This is a genomic window from Streptomyces tibetensis (assembly GCF_007655005.1).
Taxonomy (GTDB): Bacteria; Actinomycetota; Actinomycetes; order Streptomycetales; family Streptomycetaceae; genus Streptomyces; species Streptomyces tibetensis.
In genome coordinates this window covers 47,932-66,629 of record NZ_SZVW01000027.1, presented here as the reverse complement: position 1 = coordinate 66,629, position 18,698 = coordinate 47,932, and the positions used below count along the sequence as shown (strand labels likewise).

The 18,698-nt window shown below is 71.9% G+C and carries 18 protein-coding genes; 10 read left to right on the top strand and 8 right to left on the bottom strand.

Going from position 1 to position 18,698, the window contains the following annotated elements; all coding sequences use genetic code 11:
* Nucleotides 1-141 precede the first annotated feature (141 nt).
* Nucleotides 142-687: a sigma-70 family RNA polymerase sigma factor gene (locus FDO69_RS35935; RefSeq protein ID WP_104787146.1), complete on the bottom strand. Its 546-nt coding sequence runs from the start codon at nucleotides 685-687 to the stop codon at nucleotides 142-144.
* A 222-nt stretch (nucleotides 688-909) separates the two neighbouring features.
* Between FDO69_RS35935 and FDO69_RS35930 the strand changes: the two genes are divergently transcribed.
* On the top strand, nucleotides 910-2,061 hold the full coding sequence (locus FDO69_RS35930; protein WP_104787004.1) for a CapA family protein: 1,152 nt from the start codon (nucleotides 910-912) through the stop codon (nucleotides 2,059-2,061).
* A gap of 177 nt (nucleotides 2,062-2,238) precedes the next feature.
* Here the strand turns inward: FDO69_RS35930 and FDO69_RS35925 are convergent, their stop codons facing one another.
* Nucleotides 2,239-2,700 (bottom strand): universal stress protein, encoded by a 462-nt coding sequence (locus FDO69_RS35925; RefSeq protein ID WP_104787001.1) that lies wholly within the window; start codon nucleotides 2,698-2,700, stop codon nucleotides 2,239-2,241.
* A 138-nt stretch (nucleotides 2,701-2,838) separates the two neighbouring features.
* On the opposite strand from FDO69_RS35925, the gene lysX reads away from it, so the two are divergent.
* On the top strand, nucleotides 2,839-6,129 hold the full coding sequence (lysX, locus tag FDO69_RS35920; protein WP_104786998.1) for a bifunctional lysylphosphatidylglycerol synthetase/lysine--tRNA ligase LysX: 3,291 nt from the start codon (nucleotides 2,839-2,841) through the stop codon (nucleotides 6,127-6,129).
* Between the two features lie 89 nt (nucleotides 6,130-6,218).
* Nucleotides 6,219-7,064 (top strand): polysaccharide deacetylase family protein, encoded by an 846-nt coding sequence (locus FDO69_RS35915; protein WP_104786995.1) that lies wholly within the window; start codon nucleotides 6,219-6,221, stop codon nucleotides 7,062-7,064.
* 40 nt (nucleotides 7,065-7,104) lie between these two features.
* Here the strand turns inward: FDO69_RS35915 and FDO69_RS35910 are convergent, their stop codons facing one another.
* Nucleotides 7,105-7,773 (bottom strand): class F sortase, encoded by a 669-nt coding sequence (locus FDO69_RS35910; RefSeq protein WP_104786992.1) that lies wholly within the window; start codon nucleotides 7,771-7,773, stop codon nucleotides 7,105-7,107.
* 418 nt (nucleotides 7,774-8,191) lie between these two features.
* Here FDO69_RS35910 and FDO69_RS35905 point away from each other — a divergent pair, with 418 nt between their 5' ends.
* On the top strand, nucleotides 8,192-8,677 hold the full coding sequence (locus tag FDO69_RS35905; RefSeq protein WP_104786990.1) for a hypothetical protein: 486 nt from the start codon (nucleotides 8,192-8,194) through the stop codon (nucleotides 8,675-8,677).
* 223 nt (nucleotides 8,678-8,900) lie between these two features.
* On the opposite strand, the gene FDO69_RS35900 is transcribed toward FDO69_RS35905, so the two are convergent.
* The 3 genes from FDO69_RS35900 to FDO69_RS42810 all read right to left on the bottom strand — a co-directional run bounded on the left by FDO69_RS35900 (nucleotide 8,901) and on the right by FDO69_RS42810 (nucleotide 10,574).
* The gene (locus FDO69_RS35900; protein ID WP_104786985.1) at nucleotides 8,901-9,428 is read right to left on the bottom strand and encodes a hypothetical protein; all 528 of its coding nucleotides are present in this window, start codon (nucleotides 9,426-9,428) and stop codon (nucleotides 8,901-8,903) included.
* 225 nt (nucleotides 9,429-9,653) lie between these two features.
* Nucleotides 9,654-10,388 (bottom strand): bestrophin-like domain, encoded by a 735-nt coding sequence (locus tag FDO69_RS35895; RefSeq protein WP_167526751.1) that lies wholly within the window; start codon nucleotides 10,386-10,388, stop codon nucleotides 9,654-9,656.
* A gap of 54 nt (nucleotides 10,389-10,442) precedes the next feature.
* Nucleotides 10,443-10,574 (bottom strand): hypothetical protein, encoded by a 132-nt coding sequence (locus tag FDO69_RS42810; RefSeq protein ID WP_260419336.1) that lies wholly within the window; start codon nucleotides 10,572-10,574, stop codon nucleotides 10,443-10,445.
* 133 nt (nucleotides 10,575-10,707) lie between these two features.
* On the opposite strand from FDO69_RS42810, the gene FDO69_RS42480 reads away from it, so the two are divergent.
* The 4 genes from FDO69_RS42480 (at nucleotide 10,708) to FDO69_RS35875 (ending at nucleotide 15,627) form a co-directional block, all read left to right on the top strand.
* Nucleotides 10,708-11,061, top strand: coding sequence for a hypothetical protein (locus FDO69_RS42480; RefSeq protein WP_234388241.1), 354 nt, complete (start codon nucleotides 10,708-10,710; stop codon nucleotides 11,059-11,061).
* Nucleotides 11,062-11,353: 292 nt separating this feature from the next.
* Nucleotides 11,354-12,340, top strand: a complete 987-nt coding sequence (locus FDO69_RS35885) for an SCO0930 family lipoprotein (RefSeq protein WP_104786979.1) — start codon at nucleotides 11,354-11,356, stop codon at nucleotides 12,338-12,340.
* A 333-nt stretch (nucleotides 12,341-12,673) separates the two neighbouring features.
* Nucleotides 12,674-13,486, top strand: coding sequence for an SAM-dependent methyltransferase (locus FDO69_RS35880; RefSeq protein ID WP_104786976.1), 813 nt, complete (start codon nucleotides 12,674-12,676; stop codon nucleotides 13,484-13,486).
* Nucleotides 13,483-15,627: a putative bifunctional diguanylate cyclase/phosphodiesterase gene (locus tag FDO69_RS35875; protein ID WP_104786974.1), complete on the top strand. Its 2,145-nt coding sequence runs from the start codon at nucleotides 13,483-13,485 to the stop codon at nucleotides 15,625-15,627. Before FDO69_RS35880 ends, FDO69_RS35875 begins: the two co-directional genes overlap by 4 nt.
* Before the next feature lie 28 nt (nucleotides 15,628-15,655).
* Here the strand turns inward: FDO69_RS35875 and FDO69_RS35870 are convergent, their stop codons facing one another.
* Nucleotides 15,656-16,270 (bottom strand): TetR/AcrR family transcriptional regulator, encoded by a 615-nt coding sequence (locus FDO69_RS35870; RefSeq protein WP_104786972.1) that lies wholly within the window; start codon nucleotides 16,268-16,270, stop codon nucleotides 15,656-15,658.
* Between the two features lie 104 nt (nucleotides 16,271-16,374).
* On the opposite strand from FDO69_RS35870, the gene FDO69_RS35865 reads away from it, so the two are divergent.
* Entirely contained in the window at nucleotides 16,375-16,971 is a 597-nt protein-coding gene (locus tag FDO69_RS35865) for a peroxiredoxin-like family protein (protein WP_104787142.1), read from the top strand.
* Nucleotides 16,972-17,022: 51 nt separating this feature from the next.
* Here the strand turns inward: FDO69_RS35865 and FDO69_RS35860 are convergent, their stop codons facing one another.
* On the bottom strand, nucleotides 17,023-17,907 hold the full coding sequence (locus FDO69_RS35860) for a LysR family transcriptional regulator (RefSeq protein ID WP_104786970.1): 885 nt from the start codon (nucleotides 17,905-17,907) through the stop codon (nucleotides 17,023-17,025).
* An 83-nt stretch (nucleotides 17,908-17,990) separates the two neighbouring features.
* Here FDO69_RS35860 and FDO69_RS35855 point away from each other — a divergent pair, with 83 nt between their 5' ends.
* The gene (locus FDO69_RS35855) at nucleotides 17,991-18,698 is read left to right on the top strand and encodes a succinate dehydrogenase (protein WP_104786967.1); all 708 of its coding nucleotides are present in this window, start codon (nucleotides 17,991-17,993) and stop codon (nucleotides 18,696-18,698) included.

Here is an 18,698-nt window from a genome sequence, read left to right as displayed (position 1 = left end):
TTCCTCCGGTACGTGCGCGTCGCCCGACGCCGGGCCCCGAGGGCGCTGACGGCCCCCTCCGGAACACGGATGGGAACAGCCGATTACTCAACCGGGGTCATCGGCAAGGCGCTTTACGGAGGCTTGACCCGCCCATGGGTTTCATCGCAGGTCGGTGGCGTATCCCGGGAGCACCCTGCGCAGGGCACGCAGCGCGTAGTACGCGCGGGACTTCACGGTACCGGGCGGAATCCCGAGGGCCGTCGCGGCTTCCGCCACACTCGCCCCCTGGAAGTACACGAGCACCAGGACTTCACGGTGCTGCGGAGTGAGTGTCTTCACAGCCTCGCGGACATCCAGCATCGCCGCTGCCCGCTCGGCGTGGTCGGAGATGACCCGCGCGTTCTCCAGCACCGCGTCGCCGACCTCGGGCGGACGGGCCTGGCGGGCCCGCCGGGCGTCGATCGCGAGGCGTCGCGCGACGGTCATCAGCCAGGGCCGCACGGAGTCGAAGTCCTCGGCGCGCAGGGCCTCGGGGTGCTGCCAGGCACGCACCAGCGTCTCCTGGACCAGGTCCTCGGCGCGCTGCCGGTCGCCGTCGCAGAGCCGCAGCAGCAGCGCGAAAAGGGGCCGGCCGTGCTCCCGCTGCAGTGCGGCGAGCTCGTGCTCGGCGGTCGTTCCGTTCGTGAGAGTGGATCCGGCCGTCATGGCCGTATGCCACCGCAGGGCGTGGCCCGGGCACAGGGCACGTACCCCGCTGTGCGGCGGACGGTCGATCGCGTCGACGAACGGTTCGACGAACGGTCGGGGCACCCGGCCATGTGGGTGCCGGACGGGCTGATGAGCGTGTCGGAGACGCGTGGGACACCAGGAGCCTTCTTTCCTGATGGTGCGTAAATATGACCACAACGCCCACAGTGGGGTGAATGCATGCTCACACGCAGTCGACAGATCGCCCTGGCCCTGACCGTCGTCCTCGCCGCGGGCGCCGCCTGCCAGGCCCGCGGCCACGACGAGTCCGACCGCGGACGCCCGGCACCGGCCGCCGGGTCGCGCGGGTTCACACTGGTCGCCTCCGGTGACGTCCTCCCGCACACCACGATCATCGACCGGGCCCGCTTCGACGCCGGCGGCACCGGCTACGACTTCCGGCCGATGCTCGCCGGGATCCGCTCCGTCGTCTCCCGCGCCGACATCGCCCTGTGTCACATGGAGACCGTCTACGGCGCGAACGGCGTCTACACCGGATACCCCACCTTCAAATCCCCGCCCGAGGTGGCCAGGGCCCTGGCCGTCACCGGCTACGACGGCTGCTCCACCGCCTCCAACCACACCCTGGACGACGGCGCCGACGGTATCCGCCGCACGCTCGACGCCCTCGACCGCGCGGGCGTCCGGCACGCAGGCTCGGCCCGCACCGAGGAGGAGGCCCGCACGGTGACGGTCCTCGAGGCCGGCCCCGCTGTGGTCGCCCACCTCGCTTACACCTACGACACGAACGGCATGCCGTTCCCGGACGGGCAGCCCTGGGCCGTCAACCTCACCGACGAGGCGAGGATCGTCGAGGACGCCCGGGCCGCGCGCCGGGCCGGCGCCGACGTGGTAGTGGTCTCCCTGCACTGGGGCACCGAATGGCAGGACGCCCCCGACGACCGGCAGCTGACCCTGGCCAGGAGCCTCACCGCCACCCGCACCGGTGGCCGCCCCGACATCGACCTGATCCTCGGCACCCACGCGCACGTCCCACAGGCCTACGAGAAGGTCAACGGCACCTGGGTGATCTACGGCATGGGCGACCAGATCGCCGGCGAGATGACCAATCACGAGGGCGCCAAGGACCCCCGCGGCAACCAGTCCACCCTCGGCCGCTTCACCTTCACCCCGCCCGCCCGGCAGGGAGAGCGCTGGAAGGTGACGAAGGCGGAGTTCGTCCCCCAGCTCTTCGACGTCGACGCCGGCCGGGTCGTGAACCTCAACCGGGCGCTCGCCCAGGGCGCCGACGTCCGAGCCGTCCGCGACCGCATCCGCGACGTCGTCCTCAGCCGCGGCGCGGCCGCGGACGGACTGTTGATGGGGGAGTAGCGCCCCGACACCACGGGTGCCTTGGCGCGCGGACGTCACGGGTGAGGGAGCGCCCTACGGCACGGGTGTCTTGGCGCGCGGACGTCACGGGTGCCTTGGCCCCCGACGCCACGGGTGCCGTAGCGTCCTGACACCACGGGCGCCTTGGCGCCCCGACGTCACGGGTGAGGGAGCGCCCTACGGCACCACCGTCACCGGCCACCGTCCCGCTTTCACCAGGCGTACCGCCACCGAGCCGACGATGCGATGGCCCGCCTGCTCCGAGGCACCCACGACCACCGCGTCCGCCTTGAGTTCGTCGGCGGCGGTCACGAGGCCGTTGTACGGGTCGCCGCGGAACGTGTGGAACTCCCAGCGGACCTCGAATATCCCCTTGAGCCGCTCGGCCGCGTCCCGGATCTGCGCCACCAGGTCCTCGGCGATCTCGTCCGTCGTCCCGGCCACCGGCGCCCCCAGCGCCGCACCCGCGGCCACCACGGGCTGCACGTACACCACGGCGAGCAGTGCGTGCTGCCGGCGGGCCAGGCCGGCCGCGTAGGCCGCGGCCCGCAAGGAGGAGTCGGAGCCGTCCACCCCGGCCACGATCACCTTCGGCCCGTCCGTGCCCCGCTCGAACTGATGGGAGTGCTGTTCCGTCACGTCGCGAGGCTATCGGAACCCCCAGGTCCGGCCGCCGGGCGGGACGGATACCGGCGGGCGGCGCCCGGGCTTCCTGTGCCGCACGGGGCGCGAGCGCTCGACGGGCGAGGAGGCGCGGGTGTTCCTAGAGTCGAAAGCATGAGCGTCAGCGCGGACACCGGGACGGCCGAGGACAGCTCAGGAGCGATACGGCCGCCCCACCGGGCGCACGGTTTCCTGAGCCGGGTACCGCAGGGCTTCGCGGTCTTCTTCGGCGCCCTCGGACTGCTCTGCGCCCTGCTGGCGCTGATCCCGGTGCTCCGCACCGGGCTGCGCCCCCTGGTCCACTTCCTCGACCTGCTGCTCGTCCCGGTCAGCGCCAACCTCGCCTACGCGGTCTTCCTGTTCCTGCTCGCCGCCGCGACCGGCGCCCGCAAGAAGATCGCCTGGTGGCTGGTCGTCGTCTACCTGGGCCTGCTGGTCCTCACCGACATCCTCGGCATGGCCGTCGGCGAGTTCGCCGAGTCCGTCCCCTCCTTCGTGGTGTGCGGCCTCGCCCTGATCCTGCTGATCCACGCCCGCAAGGAGTTCTACGCCGCCTCCCGCCGCGCCGCCGTACGCCGGGCCCTGGCCGTCCTGGTGGCCGGTCTGGTCGCGGCGATCCTGGTCGGCTGGGCCCTGGTCGAGGCGTTCCCGGGCAGTCTGCCGAGCGGCGAGCGCCTGGCCTGGGCCGCGAACCGGGTCTGCGGCGGCCTGGTGCCCGCCGACTCCTTCGACGGCCGCCCGCCGCACGCCCTGTACTTCCTGCTCGGCCTGTTCGGCGCGCTCGCCCTGCTGAACGCCGCCGCCACCCTCTTCCGTTCCCAGCGCCTGGAAGCCGCCCTGCACGACGACGAGGAGGCGCGCATCCGCGCCCTCCTCGGCCGCTACGGAGACCAGGACTCCCTCGGCTACTTCGCCACCCGCCGCGACAAGGCCGCCGTCTTCTCACCCAGCGGCAAGGCCGCCGTCACCTACCGCGTGGAGGCCGGGGTGTGCCTGGCCAGCGGCGACCCGGTGGGCGACCGGGAGGCCTGGCCGCACGCGATCGCCGCCTGGCAGGAGGTGGCCCGCCGCTACGCCTGGGTCCCGGCCGTGATGGGCGCCTCCGAGGAGGGCGCCCGGGCCTACGTCCGCGCCGGGCTCGGCGCGCTCCAGCTTGGCGACGAGGCGATCCTGCACGTCCTCGACTTCGACCTGGACGGCCGCGACATGCGCGTCACCCGCCAGGCCGTCAACCGGGTCCGCCGCATCGGTGTCACCTGCCGCGTCCGCCGCCACTCCACCCTCGGCGACGACGAGATGCGCCAGCTCGTCGAACGCGCCGACGCCTGGCGCGACACCGAGACCGAACGCGGCTTCTCCATGGCCCTGGACCGCCTCGGCGACCCGGCCGACGGCGACTGCCTCCTCGCCGAGGCCCTCGACCAGGACGGCCGGCTCCTCGCCATCCAGTCCTTCGTGCCCTGGGGCAAGGACGGCGTCTCCCTGGACCTGATGCGCCGTGACCGCACCGCCCCCAACGGCGTCATGGAGTTCATGGTCGCCGAACTGTGCGCCGTGGCCCCGAAGCTGGGCGTGCGCAAGGTCTCGCTGAACTTCGCCGTGTTCCGCTCCGTGTTCGAGGAGGGCGCCCGCATCGGCGCGGGACCGGTGCTCCGCCTCTGGCGCCGCCTGCTGCTGTTCTTCTCCAAGTGGTGGCAACTGGAGGCCCTGTACCGCTCCAACGCCAAGTACCACCCCGAGTGGTACCCCCGCTTCCTCTGCTACGCGGAGGCCGCCTCCCTCGCCCGGGTCGGTCTCGCCTCCGGCATCGCCGAGGGCTTCGTCTCCGTACCGTCGATGCGCACGTTGTGGGGCAAGGGAAAAGGGCACCCGAAGGGCGGGCAGCGGCCCGCCACCACGGAGGGGCTGCCGTCGTTGGCGGCGCTCGGCCTCGCCGGAGGGGACGGGACCGAGCCCGCCGACCCCCTCTCCGGCCTGTCCGACCAGGTCCGCGTCCGGCACCACAAGCTCGACCGGCTGCGCGCCGAAGGCACCGACCCCTACCCGGTGGGCGTCCCGGCCCGCACCCACACCCTCGCCGAGGTCCCGCGGGGCGAGGAGGTCACCGTCGCCGGCCGGATCATGCTGGTCCGTGACTTCGGCGGCATCGTCTTCGTCGTTCTGCGCGACTGGTCCGGCGACCACCAACTCGCCCTCACCCGCGACCGCTCCGGCCCCGCCCTGGACCGCTTCACCGCCGACACCGACATCGGCGACCACATCACCGTCACCGGCCAGGCGGGCGTCAGCGACAAGGGCGAACCGACCGTCTTCGTCACGTCCTGGCAGCTCACCGGCAAGTGCCTGCGCCCGCTGCCCGACAAGCGCCGCGGCCTGGCCGACCCCGAGGCCAAGGTCCGCATGCGCTACCTCGACCTCGCCGCCAGCCCCGCCGCCCGTGACGTGGTCCGCGCCCGCTCCACCGCCGTCCAGGCCGTCCGCCAGGGCCTGCTGGCACGTGGCTACCTGGAGGTGGAGACGCCGGTCCTCCAGCAGATCCACGGCGGAGCCAACGCCCGGCCCTTCACCACCCACATCAACGCCTACGACCTCGACCTCTACCTGCGCATCGCCCCCGAGCTGTACCTCAAGCGGCTGTGCGTGGGCGGCATGGAGAAGGTCTTCGAGATGGGCCGCACCTTCCGCAACGAGGGAACGGACTACAAGCACAACCCCGAGTTCACGATCCTGGAGGCCTACCAGGCGTACGCCGACTACGACGTGATGCTCGACCTCGTGCGCGAACTGATCCAGGGCGCCGCCACCGCCGCCTTCGGCAGGCCCGTCGCCCACAAGGACGGCAAGGAGTACGACATCTCCGGGCAGTGGCCCGTCAAGACCGTCTACGGCGCGATCGGCGAGGCCCTCGGCGAGGAGATCCACCCCGGCACCGGCACCGACACCCTCAAGCGGCTGTGCGACGGTGCCGGAGTGCCGTACGTCGCCGACGACGGCCACGGCGACATCGTCCTGGAGATGTACGAGCGGCTGGTGGAGGAGCGGACCGGACTGCCCACCTTCTACAAGGATTTCCCGACCGACGTCTCCCCGCTCACCCGGCAGCACCGCACCGACCCGCGCCTCGCCGAACGCTGGGATCTCGTCGCCTTCGGCACCGAACTCGGCACCGCCTATTCGGAGCTCACCGACCCCGTCGAGCAGCGCCGCCGCCTCACCGCCCAGTCCCTGCTCGCCGCCGGAGGCGACCTGGAGGCGATGGAACTCGACGAGGACTTCCTCGACGCCCTCGAATACGCCATGCCTCCCACCGGCGGCCTCGGCATCGGCGTCGACCGGCTGGTCATGTTCCTCACCGGACTCACCATCCGCGAGACCCTGCCCTTCCCGCTGGTGCGCCACCGCTGACCCACCCGCGTGGGCCGAACGGGTGAATGTGTGCGGCCGCACCGGTGTTGCTCGTGTGCGTCGGCCTTCCGCCGGGCGACTCATGAGTCATGAAGAAGGATCAGTTGCCGACCGGGCTGTTCACCAGGCGCCACGCGTTGATCGCAGGTGCCGGCGCCGTGGGAGCGGCCGCGACGGCCGGAGTGGTCACGGCTGTCACCGGGGACGGACCCGGCACCTCGACCCCCGCCTCGGGCCCCCAGGCCCGCCGCCTCGTCAAGTCCTCCGCGTACCGGCTGCAGCCCCTGACCGGCTTCGGCCCGCCGCGCGCCGCACCCCGCCGGACCCTGGTCCACCGCGAGGCGCCGCTGCGCGTGTCCGGCCGTGGCCGCACCATGGTGCTGACCTTCGACGACGGCCCCGATCCCCGCTACACCCCGCACATCCTGGACACCCTGGCCGAGTACGACGTGCGGGCGATGTTCTTCGTGTGCGGCGAGATGGTCGCCGGCGGCAGGAACCTGCTGGCCCGGATGGCCGACGAGGGCCATGTCGTGGGGAACCACACCTGGTCCCACCCCCTGCTCACCCGCCTCACCCGACGGCAGATCCGCTCCGAGATGGAACGCACCAGCGACGTCATCGAGGACGCCTACGGGGAGCGCCCCGAGTGGTTCCGCGCGCCCTACGGCGCCTGGAACCGCACCGCCTTCCGGCTCGGCGCCGAACTCGGCATGGAACCCCTCGGATGGACGGTCGACACCCTCGACTGGACCACCCCCGGGGTCCGGTCCATCGCGAACCGGGTCGAACGCGGCGCCGCACCCGGCGTCGTGGTGCTCTCGCACGACGCCGGCGGCGACCGCTCGCAGAGTGTGCGGGCCCTGCGGCGCTATCTGCCCGAACTGCTGGACTCCGGCTACCACGTCACTGTGCCCCGGCGGGACTACGCGTGAGGGACGCCTGAGGGCTTTCGCCCGCCCGTGTCGCGAGCGCTCAGCGCACCGCGACCAGGCGGGCGAAGGCGACGACGTTCCCCGCATAGCCTTCCTGCTTGGAGAAACCGCCGCCGCAGGTGATGACCCGCAACTCCGGCGCGCCCTTGGAAGCGTAGACACGGTCGCCGGGGAAGTTGTTCTTCTCGAACACCTCGACGCCGTAGATCTCGAACTCGGCGGTCTTTCCGTCCTGCCGGGCGACCTCGACGCGTTGTCCCTTCCTCAACGCCCCGAGGCCGTAGAACACGGCGGGGCCCTGCTGGTTGTCCACATGGCCGACCACGACCGCGGTGCCCTTCTCGCCGGGTGTGACGGCACCGGTGAACCAGCCGGCCAGGTTGGGGTCCTCCGGCGGCGGCGCGCCGACCCAGCCGTCGGCGTCCAGGCCCACGGGAATGATCGGCGCGTCGACCTGGATCGCCGGGATCCTGACCCGGTCGGGGAGGGCGTAGGGCAAGGGCCGAACGCTTCCCGCGAAGGTGCCGCCGGGCACCCGGCTGTCCGCCGCGGCCGCGCTCGCCGGCTGTGGCGGTCCCTCGTCGAACTCTCCCGAACCGTTCCGGATGAGCGCGAGGCCGGTCAGCAGAACCAGCGCTATCACGCCCCACGGGGCGCGCTTCCTGGGCCGCGCCTCCTCTTCCGCCTGGGCCAGCTCGGACGCAGACATTCGCCATCCCCTCTCGACGCGGCCGTCGCCGTGTCCATCGCGCATAGCGACACGCTAAGTGGCGTGCGGGAAACCGGCGACGGGGCGGCGGCGAACGGGTGGCCGGGGGCCGCGAGGGCTGGTGGGTGCCGGGCACGGGCCGAATTCCGGGGTTCCCACAAGCCCGGCGCGCGCCAGGGCGAGAGCGGTACGCAGGACCTGAGGTGAGCCATCCGAGTTGCCGCCGCGAGGAAAATTCTGACGGTCTGTGACCTGCGGCGATATACGCATGGACGCTTTCCCCGCACCGCCTTCTCTCACCGGTACGGACCAGTGCCGAAATGCGGCTTGCGGCACGGCAACTGACTGTCTTTCTGGGAGGCGCTTTCTCGCCGATCGACCGGGGACGGGTCCCGGGGCGTCTTCCGCGGAGGTTCACATGCGTAACACTCGTGCCCTGGCGGTCGCCGGCGCAGCGGTCGCCGCTCTCGGCCTCTCCGCCCCCGCGGCCGTCGCGTGGGACACGCCGAGCAACATCACCGCCCTGCCCAGCGTGATCGCCCCCGGCGGCCAGCTGACCATCACGGTCGACGGCTGCCGGGGCGGCGGCACGGCGACCTCGAACGCGTTCTCGCCGACGCGTCTGTCGCCCGTCTCCGGCCCCAACGAGAGGGCCCGGGGCACCGCCATCATCAACAGCAACGCCCGCCCGGGGCCGTACGACATCACGGTCGACTGCAACGGCAGGCGGATGACCAAGCCGCACGCCTTCACCGTCATCGGCGGTGTCCGCGGCGGCATCGGCGGCGGCAGCACCACCGGTGCGACCCCGACGGACATGGCCATCGGCGGTGGTCTCGTGGCCGCGGCCGTGGTCGGCGGCGGTGTGTTCTGGATGCGCCGCCGTGCCGAGCGGCGCATCTGACACGGACGCCTCGTCGCACCGCGTCTTCGAGGCGGACACGGACGCCTCGTCGCGCCGGGTCTTCGAAGCTGACACGGGCGCCTCGTCGCGCCGCGTCTTCGAGGCTCACACGGGCGCCTCGTGGCGTCCCTTCCTCGACGAGTCGCCGCCTCGCACGTGAACGCATTTCGCCCCGGCTCCCTCTCATCAGGGGAGCCGGGGCGAAGGCCTGCCGCGGAAGGGGTCAGCCGGCGTCCCCGTCGGTGCGGCGGCGCGAGAAGTGGTAGGCGACGCCGAGCGACCCGGCGATCAGTGCGGCGCCCAGACCGACCTCCTTGAGGTCGAACCCGGCGAGGGTGCCGCCCTCACCGGCGTGCACACCCTTGTGGGGGTGGCGCGTCGGGTGATGGGCGGGGTGGGGCGCCGGCCGGCCGCCCGCGATCGTCAGACGCGCGACGCCGATCGACCCGTCGCACCCGAACTCGACCTCGTAGACGGCGCCGGGCTTGGCGTCCCAGTCGACGACCACCGTCGTCCAGGACTCGTCCGGCGGGATGGTGACCGGGGCGAAGGCCGGTGAGTCGACCGTCGCCTCCCCCCGGCATGCCCGGTTGCGCGTGACGTGCACAGTCACCTCGCCTCCCGCCCTCACGGTGGAAGGCAGGAGGTTGAAGCCGAAGTCGGTCCGGATCGCCGCGTCGGCGGCGGGCACGCAGGAGGTGAGGGCGCCGGCACCCAGCAGTACGGCAGAGGCGAGGCGTATCGCGCGCATGGTGAATCCTCCGGGTCCCCGAGGAGCAGCCGCGGACCTGTTCCGCTCACGTCACACATGCACCTCGATGCCCGAAACGCTAAGAAGACGCGCGCGATGGCGCGATCGCAGTAGCGCGAATGGGGCACGGACGTGCGCCGCCCGGGGGAACACCGCCCAGGCGGCCGGGGGACGGCGACGGCGTGTCGCGCGCCCCCCGGCCGGGCCCCGTGCTGCGGGGCGCCGTCAGTCGCCGACGCCCGGGAAGAGGTTCAGGAACGGGTCCGCCGAGGCGGTCACGCCCCTGCTGTAGGGCGAGTCGAAGTCCCAGATCAGGAACAGCAGGAAGGCGATCAACGCCGAGAACAGCCCGGCGAGGACCAGTTCGCGGGTCGTTCTGCGGATCTGCAGGGCGAAGATCATCCCGATGGTGATGACGGCCCCGGCGATCAACCCGAACCACACCACCCCCGGCATGGTCTCCCCGGTCGACTCCGCCCGGGCGATCCGGGCCTGGTTCGCCGCGGTCACCTGGTCCAGCAGTGGCTGGTAGGCCTGGGCCTCGAAGTCCGTCGCCGGCTCGTAGTCGGTGACGTCCTGGCGGATCCGTTCGAAGAGCTCGGCGCCGCGCGGGGTGACCTCGCCCTTGTCGGCCATGGTGTCCCACTCGGTGGTCACGACATGGCTCACGTACGTCCGGATGTCGTCCCGGATGCGGTCGCGTTCCTCGGCCGGATAGACCCGCACCCGCTCCGAGATCTCGTGCAGTGCGGTCGCCTCGGCCTGGACGTGGTCCTGTGCGGCGCTGCGTCCCTCCCAGACACCGGCGATCGCCAGGCCCAGGACGATGGCGTAGACCACGCCGATCCACATCGTCATGTACTCGATGACGTCCGGGGTCTCATTGGGGTCCTCGTCCTCGCGGGCCGCGCGGTGGCGTACGAAGGTGATGATGACCACCACGGCACAGGCGGCCAGCATCGCGAGGGTGAGAACAAGCCATTCCGGCAAGAGGTACCTCCAGGGCTTCAGGGATCAGCGCGCGCGCAGCGCGGCGACGGCCACCACCGCGGGCACCGTGACGAGCAGGACGAAGGTGAGCGGCGACAGCGTGCCGTCCGCCCTCCGCGGCCGCGGAGGCGCGGCGCGGTAGCGCGGGTAGTGCACGGGCGCCGCGGACGGGCCGGGCGCGGGGGCGGCCGACGGCGTCGGCGGTGGAGCGGGCGCCGGTGCGGGGGGAGGGGGAGCCGGCGGTACGGGCCTCGGGGCCGGCCGCGGCGGGGGTGGTGCCGGGCGTGGCGTGGGCGGTGCCGGTGCCGGCGGCTCGGGCCGGGCCGTGGGGGTCGGTTTCGGGGGCGGGGGCTTCGGCGGGGGCGGCGGGTCCGGTGTCGGCTTCGGCGGAGGTGTCGGCTCCGGCGTCGGGGTCGGCGTCGGGGTCGGCGTCGGGGTCGGCGTCGGCGTCGGGGAAGGGGTCGGCGTGGGTGTCGGGCACGGCCACGTCTTCTTGCTGCCGGCGTACGCCACCGCCTCCGTGCCGTCCGGCCCCGTCGAGGCGTACGCGCAGGCGTCGGCCACCGCGAACCCGGCCGGTGCGCCGACGAGCGCCCAGGTCAGCGTCGCCGCCGCCAAGGCCCGTGCCGCAAGGGCGGGTTGAGTCGAAAGGGGTCCATGCACGACGAAGATCATGAGCCCTCTGCCGCCCGGACGGGCCGGAGTGCAAGGGGATTGCCCCGAAAGAGGGATATCCGGGCATCACGGGTTTGATCTGCGGTCGCCCGCAGGGAGCTCGGGATGCACTCCTGTACGACGACTGGAGGCACTCGTCACAGGTTCCGGAAAGAAATTTGGCCGACGGTTGAACACAATCGCCGTCCCCATGCGTACTCATGACCGTGCGGCGGCGCAGCAGGGCGCTGCAACACCCTTGCGATTATGGGGAGTTGACGATGAAGACCTCCTGGCGGAGCGCCTCACTCGTGGCGAGCGCCGCGGCGGTCCTGGCGCTGACGACGGCGTGCGGTCAGGACAGCCCACCGGCGGCCAGCCAGAACGTGGGCGCCACGGCCGCGCCCGGCGACTACGGAAACATCGGCTCGGGCACCGCGGGCGCGGCGGGCGGCACCGCGACGGGCCAGCCGGCGGCACCGAGCGCCTCCAGCCCGTCCAGCCCCGCCGGCAAGCTGTCCGTTTCCACCGCCGAGAAGGTCGGCAAGGTGGTCACCGACAGTCTCGGCCTCACCCTGTACCGGTTCGACCAGGACACCGAGCAGCCGCCCAAGTCGAACTGCGACGGTGACTGCGCCAAGACCTGGCCGCCGGTTCCGGCCGATGACGCCGAGGCCGGCGAGGGCATCGACAAGGCGCTGCTCGGCTCGGTCACCAGGGCCGACGGCACCAAGCAGCTCACGGTCGCCGGCTGGCCCGCCTACCGCTATGCCAAGGACGTCAACGCCGGTGACGTCAAGGGCCAGGGCGTGGGCGGCAAGTGGTACGCGCTCGCCCCCGACGGCAAGAAGGCGCAGGGAGGTGCCGGGGCCGGAGCGGAGGGCGGCGGCGAAGCGGTCCAGGCCGGGCTGTCCACGCGCAAGGACCCCAAGCTCGGCGAGATCGTCGTCGACAAGAACGGCATGACCGTCTACCGGTTCAAGAAGGACGAGGCCTGGCCCAAGCCGGTCTCCAACTGCACCGGTGAGTGCCTGGCAAAGTGGCCGCTCGTGGAGCCCGTCGACTTCTCCGACACCAAGGGCATCCAGAAGAAGGGCTACATGATCTTCGACCGGACCGACGGGGAGGGTCAGCAGCAGACGATCAACTGCTCGCCCATCTACACCTTCGCCGGCGACAAGGCTCCCGGCGACACCAACGGCCAGGGCGTGGGCGGCACCTGGTACGCCGTCCGGCCCGACGGAAAGCTGGTCGGCGCGTCGGAGTAGCAGGGAAACCTCCCCAGGGTTGATCAGCTCGCCCACCCGAAGCGCAGACCCGGTCCGCCCCTCCGTGCCCCACGGAGGGGCGGACCGTTGTGCTGTGCTTCACCTGAACTCAGCGAACCGCTGACACTCTCCCCCTCCCGCACCGGAACTCTCCGGAACGCCCCGGACACTGTTCGTCATATGTTCGAAGGGCATGCGCAGGGGTATCAATTCGGCACGTGCCGCAGGCAGTGACCGGGAACGGATGGTCAATTTCCGTTTCGGGTCGCTCCGTTGGCGGGCGATCAGTAGCCTCTGCTCGAACACCGGATCGCCTACGCCTTGGAGAGATAGATGGAGCGTCCCGCCTGGGCCCCACGAAGCATCGACATCTCGGTGCCCAGCGTTTCCCGGATGTACGACTACTACCTGGGCGGATCGCACAACTTCGAGGTCGACCGGGAAGCGGCCCGCAGGGCCATGGAGTTCATGCCGGGACTCCCCAAGATCATGCAGGCGAACAGGGCGTTCATGCGTCGCGCCGTGCGCTACGCGGCCGACCAGGGCATCTCCCAGTTCCTCGACATCGGCTCCGGCATCCCCACCTTCGGCAATGTGCACGAGGAGGCCCAGGCCGCCCGTCCCGGCGCCCGCGTGGTGTACGTCGACCACGACCCGGTGGCCGTGGCGCACAGCCAGGCGGTCCTGGAGGGCAACGAGGACACGGGGGTCGTCGCCGCGGACCTGCGCAAGCCCCAGGAGATCCTGCGCAGCCCCGAGGTGGAGCGGCTGATCGACCTGAATCAGCCAGTGGCGCTGCTCCTCGTTGCCATACTGCACTTCGTGGAAGACGAGGACGACCCGCACGGGGCCGTGGCCGAACTGGGCGAGGCGCTCGCGCCGGGCAGCCTGCTCGTGCTCACCCACGCCTCCTACGAGGGGATCCCGCTGCCGCCGGAGCGGGCCGGGGGTGCGGTGGACGTGTACAGGGACATCCGCAACCCGCTGATCATGCGCTCGCGCGAGGAGATCGCGCGGTTCTTCGAGGGGTACGACATGGTGGAACCCGGACTGGTGGCGATGCCGCGCTGGCGGCCCGACACCGCACCGGAGGACGAGGATCCGTATGCGTTCTCCGGGTTCGCGGGCGTGGGGCGTACGGCGTGACCGCGGAACCGGACGGGCCGGAGGGCAGACTGCGCCGGTTCGCGACGATCTGGAGCCGGGCCGTCTTCCCGGTGACCTCGACGTCGTCGACCCGTACCGAGTTCGAGGCGCAACTGCTGCCCCAGGCACGGCGGCTGAGCGAGGGACTCCTGGCCCGGACCTTCGACTCCGAGGCGGGCAGGGCGGTCGGAGCCGCCCTGGTGAACGCGCACTGCACCGACCCGGAGGCGCTCAGCCGCACCCTGGACTGCGTCGACGCCTACCTGGTCCTGTACTGCGGGGGTGACGGCGACCAGGAGGACCTGCGGGCCCGGTGCGCGCGGCTCCAGCACGCGATGGCGGCCGGTTTCGCCCGGGCGCTGCGCGAGCGGACCCTCGCCGAGCAGGAGGCCATCGCGCAGGCCGCCCTCCAGGCGCAGGGCGTGGTGGCGCAGGCCCTGCACGCGAGCGAGGCGCGTTTCCGCGCCGTCTTCGAGGGCGCGGCCATAGGAATCGGCATGGCCGACCTCGAGGGGAACATACTGCAGGTCAACGGCGCGCTGCTGCGCATGTTCGGGGTCTCCGAGCAGACGCTGCGCAGCCGCAACGTCCGGGAGTGGACCCATCCCGACGACGCTCCCCAGACCTGGCGGCTCTACGACGAACTCGTCCGCGGCGAACGCGAGCACTACCACCTGGAGAAGGCGTTCTACCGCCCCGACGGAACCGTCCTGTGGACCAATCTGACGGTCTCCCTGCTGCGCGACGCCGACGGCGATCCGCAGTACCAGCTCGCCCTCATGGAGGACACCACCGAGCGGCGGCTGCTCAACCTGCGGCTGCGCTACGAGGCCACGCACGACGCGCTCACCGGGCTGCCGAACCGCACGTTCTTCTTCGAGCGCCTGGAAAAGGCACTGGGCGCCGGGGAAGGCCAGCGGTTCGGGCTGTGCTACCTGGACCTCGACGGCTTCAAGACCATCAACGACAGCCTCGGCCACGCGGCCGGCGACCGGCTGCTGGTGGAGGTCGCCGACCGGCTGCAGTCCTGCGCCACGGCACCGGGCGAGATGGTCGCGCGGCTCGGCGGTGACGAGTTCGTGGCCCTGACCACCGGGCCCGACACTCAGCGGGACGTCGACGAACTCGCCGGGCGCATCATGAACGCGCTGCTGGCGCCGATCAGTGTGGACGGCCGGGAGCTCACCGTGCGCGGCAGCATCGGCATCGTCGAGGGCCCGGCCGGGGAGCGCAGCCCGGCGGAGGTGCTGCGCAGCGCCGACATCACCATGTACCGGGCCAAGTCGGCGGGCGGCAACCGCTTCGAACTCGCCGATCCGGAGGCCGACGCCCGGGCCATCACGCGACACGGGCTGACCACGGCGCTGCCTACGGCGCTGGAGCGGGGCGAGTTCTTCATCGAGTACCAGCCGCTGGTGCATCTCGGCGACGGCAGTGTCCGGGGCGCCGAGGCCCTGGTGCGCTGGCTGCACCCGCAGCACGGGGTGCTCGGGCCGGACCGGTTCATCCCGCTCGCCGAGCACACCGGCCTGATCGTGCCGCTGGGCCGGTGGGTGCTGGAGCAGTCGGTGCGCCAGGCCCGCGAGTGGCGGGAACTGCAGGGCGGCGCCGAGGCGGTGGGGCCGCTGCGGATCAACGTGAACCTGTCGCCGTGCCAGTTGACGCATCCCGGCCTGGTGCAGGACACGGTCGACATCCTGGAGCGCACGGGCGTCGCGCCGGACGCGCTGTGCCTGGAGGTCACGGAGTCGGCGCTGATCGGGGCGGACGACGATCTGCTCAAGCCGCTGCGGCGGCTGGCGGAGATGGGCGTCGACATCGCCCTGGACGACTTCGGGACGGGCTACTCCAACCTCGCCAACCTGCGCCGGCTGCCGGTCAGCATCCTGAAGCTGGACCGGTCCTTCACCCAGAGCATGCAGCAGTTCCCGGCGGATCCCGTCGACCTGAAGATCGTCGAGGGCATCGTCTCCCTGGCCCACAGCCTGGACCTGGCGGTGACGGTGGAAGGCGTGGAGACGGGAGCCCAGGCCGACCAACTGCGCATACTCGGCTGCGACACGGCCCAGGGCTGGTACTACGCGAGGCCGGGCCCGCCGGAGCGGCTGCACGAACTCGCGCTGGTGGACGCCACGGGGTGATGCCCTCGGGCCGCTGCGCGGAGCCGGGTCAGGCGCCCAGCCCGCGCAGCAGCAGCGCGAGTCCGCCCGTGAACTCCCGGTCGGCGCTGACCTTCCGGGCGTGACGGGCGGTCTCGGCCATGAGGGTGAAGGCGTCGGACGGCAGCTCGGCGATGGCGAGCGTGCCGTCTCCGGACAGCGGCCCGAGGTGCTCCAGCTGGATGGCGCCGATGAGGTACCCGAGCAGGCCCCGCAGCGCGATCACCCGCCGATCGCCGTCGAACCCCGCCTCGGTGAGCACGCCGAGCACGGACTCCGACCAGCGCAGCCCGGCCAGGGACCGGTGCCGGTGGGCGACGGTCAGGGGGACGATCTCCGGATGGGCGGCCACGGCGTCGCGCAGCCGCCCCATCAGCACCTCGATCCGCTGCTGCCAGGGCGCTTCGGGCCCGGGCGGTTCGGTGTCCACGGTGCCGAGCACGAGGTCGACGACGAGCCTTTCCAGCTCCTCCCGGTCGTCCACGTAGCGGTAGAGCGCCATGGTGCTCATGCCGAGTTCCTTCGCGACGGAGCGCATGGACAGCCCGGCGAGCCCGTCGCGGTCGATCACGGAGAGGGCGGCCGAGGCCAGCTGGGCGTGGCTGAGTGAGCGGGGACGTGGCATGACGACAATCAGCGTACGCCATACGCCTACCTTGTGAGAGCGTGCGGCACACGCCTACACTCCGTAAGAGTACGCCGTACTCCTACGAGGGAGCGACCATGCTCATGCGTATGCCCGCACGGCCGTTACGGCCCGGCTCCACCGTCGCCGGACGACACATCGCCACGGTCTCCGGCGGTCCCGTCGCCGTCCCCGACCCCGAGCGTCTGGTGCACCTGCAGTTCCGGCGGTTCGCCGGGTGCCCGGTGTGCCATCTGCATCTGCGGTCGGTGGTCCGCCGGCACGCGGAGATCGAGGCCGCCGGGGTGCGCGAGGTCGTGGTCTTCCACTCGCCCGCCGAGGAACTGCGACGGCACACCGGCGACCTGCCCTTCGCGGTCGTCGCCGACCCCGAGAAGCGGCTGTACGCCGAGTTCGGTGTCGAGTCGGCTGCTCGCGCGCTGCTCAGCCCACGTGCCTGGGGGCCGGTGATCGCGGCGGTGTTCCGCAGCGGGTGGGAGGTCGTCCGAGGCCGCGAGCGGCTCCCCGCGGCCGACCAGCCCGGTGGCAGGCTCGGGCTGCCCGCCGACTTCCTGATCGGCACCGACGGCAGAGTCCTCGCGGCCAAGTACGGCGAGCACGTCTACGACCAGTGGCCCGTCGACGAACTCCTGCACCTGGCGTCCTCTCACCGGCCGGCCGCCGGCCCCCCGGCGCGCTAGCCGCAGCCGTACGGCAAGCAGGGCGTCCGGTGCCGTTACGCTCCGCGAGGCTCACCGCTCCAGCAGCATGCGCTGCAACTCCCGCGCGGCCCGGGGCGGCGCCACGTCGCTGCGGTGGGCCAGCGCGATCGTCCGGTGCAGGCCGGGCCGGGCGAGGGGCGTCACCCGCAGGCCGCGACCCGACCTCGCCGCGACCATCCGGGGCACCACGGCGACGCCCAGCCCGGCTCGCACAAAGCCCAGCACCGCGTCCATCTCCCCGCCCTCGACGGCGAAGTCGGGTTCGAACCCCTCGGCCCGGCACGCCGCCACGGTCAGCTCGCGCAGGTCGTACCCGTGCCGGAACATCACCAGCCGCTCACTCTCCAGGTCGGAGACCCGGACGGTACGCCGTCCCTGCCCCGGCCTCGGCGCGTCCGGGGAGGAGACCACGACCAGGTCCTCCCGCAGCAGCTCCACCGTCGTCAGAGCCGGTGACGGCGTCGGCAGCGGAAGCACCACCAGCGCCAGATCCAGCGCCCCGCGCGCGAGTTCCCGCACCAGGTCGTGCGAGCCGCCCTCCTCGATCAGCAGCCGGATGCCGGGGTAGCGGTCGTGGAAGGCCCGCAGGACGTCCGGCAGCAGGCCCGTGCACACACTCGGCGTGGCGCCCAGGCGCACCCGGCCGCTGCGCAGCTGCGCCAGTTCCTGCACCTCGTGCCGGGCCGTGTCCGCGTCGGCCAGGATGCGGCGGGCGAGCGGGAGGAGCGCCTCCCCGGCGTCCGTGAGCGTGATGTTGCCCCGGGCGCGCAGGAACAGGTCCGCGCCCAGCTCCCGCTCCAGCGCCTTGATCTGCTGCGACAGCGACGGCTGGGCGACGTGGACCAGGTCGGCGGCCCGGGTGAAGTGCCGGGTCTCGGCGACGGCCACGAAGTACTGGAGCTGCTGGAACTGCATGCTCCCACCATAGAGGCAGCCTATGGAGTCAAGCCGGACCATGTCTTGGACCGATCGGGCGCCGATCCGTAGCGTGCTGTTCCATGGCTCTGGCAACGCGGACGGACCGGCGGCCGTCCTTCGCACGCACCGTGTGGGACTCCACCGTCGGCAAGAAGACCGTGATGGCGGTCAGCGGTCTGATCATGCTGCTGTACCTGGTCGTCCACATGATCGGAAACCTGAAGATCTTCTTCGGGGCGGGCGAGTTCAACGCGTACGCGCACTGGCTGCGCGTCGTCGGCGAGCCGTTCATGCACTACGAGTGGACGCTCTGGCTCGTCCGGATCGTGCTGGTCGTCGCCGTCGTCGCCCACGCCACCTCGGCGTACCAGCTCAGCCGCCGCGACATCAGGGCACGGCCCGGCAAGTACGTGCACAAGAAGGCACGGGCGAGCTACGCCACGCGGACCATGCGATGGGGCGGCGTCATCCTCGGCCTGTTCATCGTGTGGCACATCCTGGACCTGACGACCGGCACCGTGCACTCCGGCGGCTTCCAGGAGGGCCACCCGTACCAGAACGTCGTGGACACCTTCTCCACCTGGTACGGCAACGTCGTCTACATCGTCGCGATGCTCGCGCTCGGCCTGCACGTCCGGCACGGCTTCTGGAGCGCGGCCCAGACCCTCGGCGCCGGCAGCCGCACCCGCGACCGCGCCCTGAAAACCGTCGCAGGCGTCCTCGCGCTGCTGCTCACGGCCGGTTTCATCGCCGTACCCGTGGGCGTCATGACCGGAGTGGTGAGCTGA

Excerpts from the sequence above, each read along its gene's own strand:
- FDO69_RS35865 (WP_104787142.1), top strand. The coding sequence starts at position 16,375 with ATGCGTATGCCCGCACGGCCGTTACGGCCCGGCTCCACCGTCGCCGGA.
- FDO69_RS35855 (WP_104786967.1), top strand. The coding sequence starts at position 17,991 with ATGGCTCTGGCAACGCGGACGGACCGGCGGCCGTCCTTCGCACGCACC.
- FDO69_RS35915 (WP_104786995.1), top strand. The coding sequence starts at position 6,219 with ATGAAGAAGGATCAGTTGCCGACCGGGCTGTTCACCAGGCGCCACGCG.
- FDO69_RS35900 (WP_104786985.1), bottom strand. The coding sequence starts at position 9,428 with ATGCGCGCGATACGCCTCGCCTCTGCCGTACTGCTGGGTGCCGGCGCC.
- FDO69_RS35935 (WP_104787146.1), bottom strand. The coding sequence starts at position 687 with ATGACGGCCGGATCCACTCTCACGAACGGAACGACCGCCGAGCACGAG.
- FDO69_RS35895 (WP_167526751.1), bottom strand. The coding sequence starts at position 10,388 with ATGCTGGCCGCCTGTGCCGTGGTGGTCATCATCACCTTCGTACGCCAC.
- FDO69_RS35930 (WP_104787004.1), top strand. The coding sequence starts at position 910 with ATGCTCACACGCAGTCGACAGATCGCCCTGGCCCTGACCGTCGTCCTC.
- FDO69_RS35885 (WP_104786979.1), top strand. The coding sequence starts at position 11,354 with ATGAAGACCTCCTGGCGGAGCGCCTCACTCGTGGCGAGCGCCGCGGCG.
- FDO69_RS35905 (WP_104786990.1), top strand. The coding sequence starts at position 8,192 with ATGCGTAACACTCGTGCCCTGGCGGTCGCCGGCGCAGCGGTCGCCGCT.
- FDO69_RS35910 (WP_104786992.1), bottom strand. The coding sequence starts at position 7,773 with ATGTCTGCGTCCGAGCTGGCCCAGGCGGAAGAGGAGGCGCGGCCCAGG.
- FDO69_RS35880 (WP_104786976.1), top strand. The coding sequence starts at position 12,674 with ATGGAGCGTCCCGCCTGGGCCCCACGAAGCATCGACATCTCGGTGCCC.
- FDO69_RS35870 (WP_104786972.1), bottom strand. The coding sequence starts at position 16,270 with ATGCCACGTCCCCGCTCACTCAGCCACGCCCAGCTGGCCTCGGCCGCC.
- FDO69_RS35860 (WP_104786970.1), bottom strand. The coding sequence starts at position 17,907 with ATGCAGTTCCAGCAGCTCCAGTACTTCGTGGCCGTCGCCGAGACCCGG.
- lysX (WP_104786998.1), top strand. The coding sequence starts at position 2,839 with ATGAGCGTCAGCGCGGACACCGGGACGGCCGAGGACAGCTCAGGAGCG.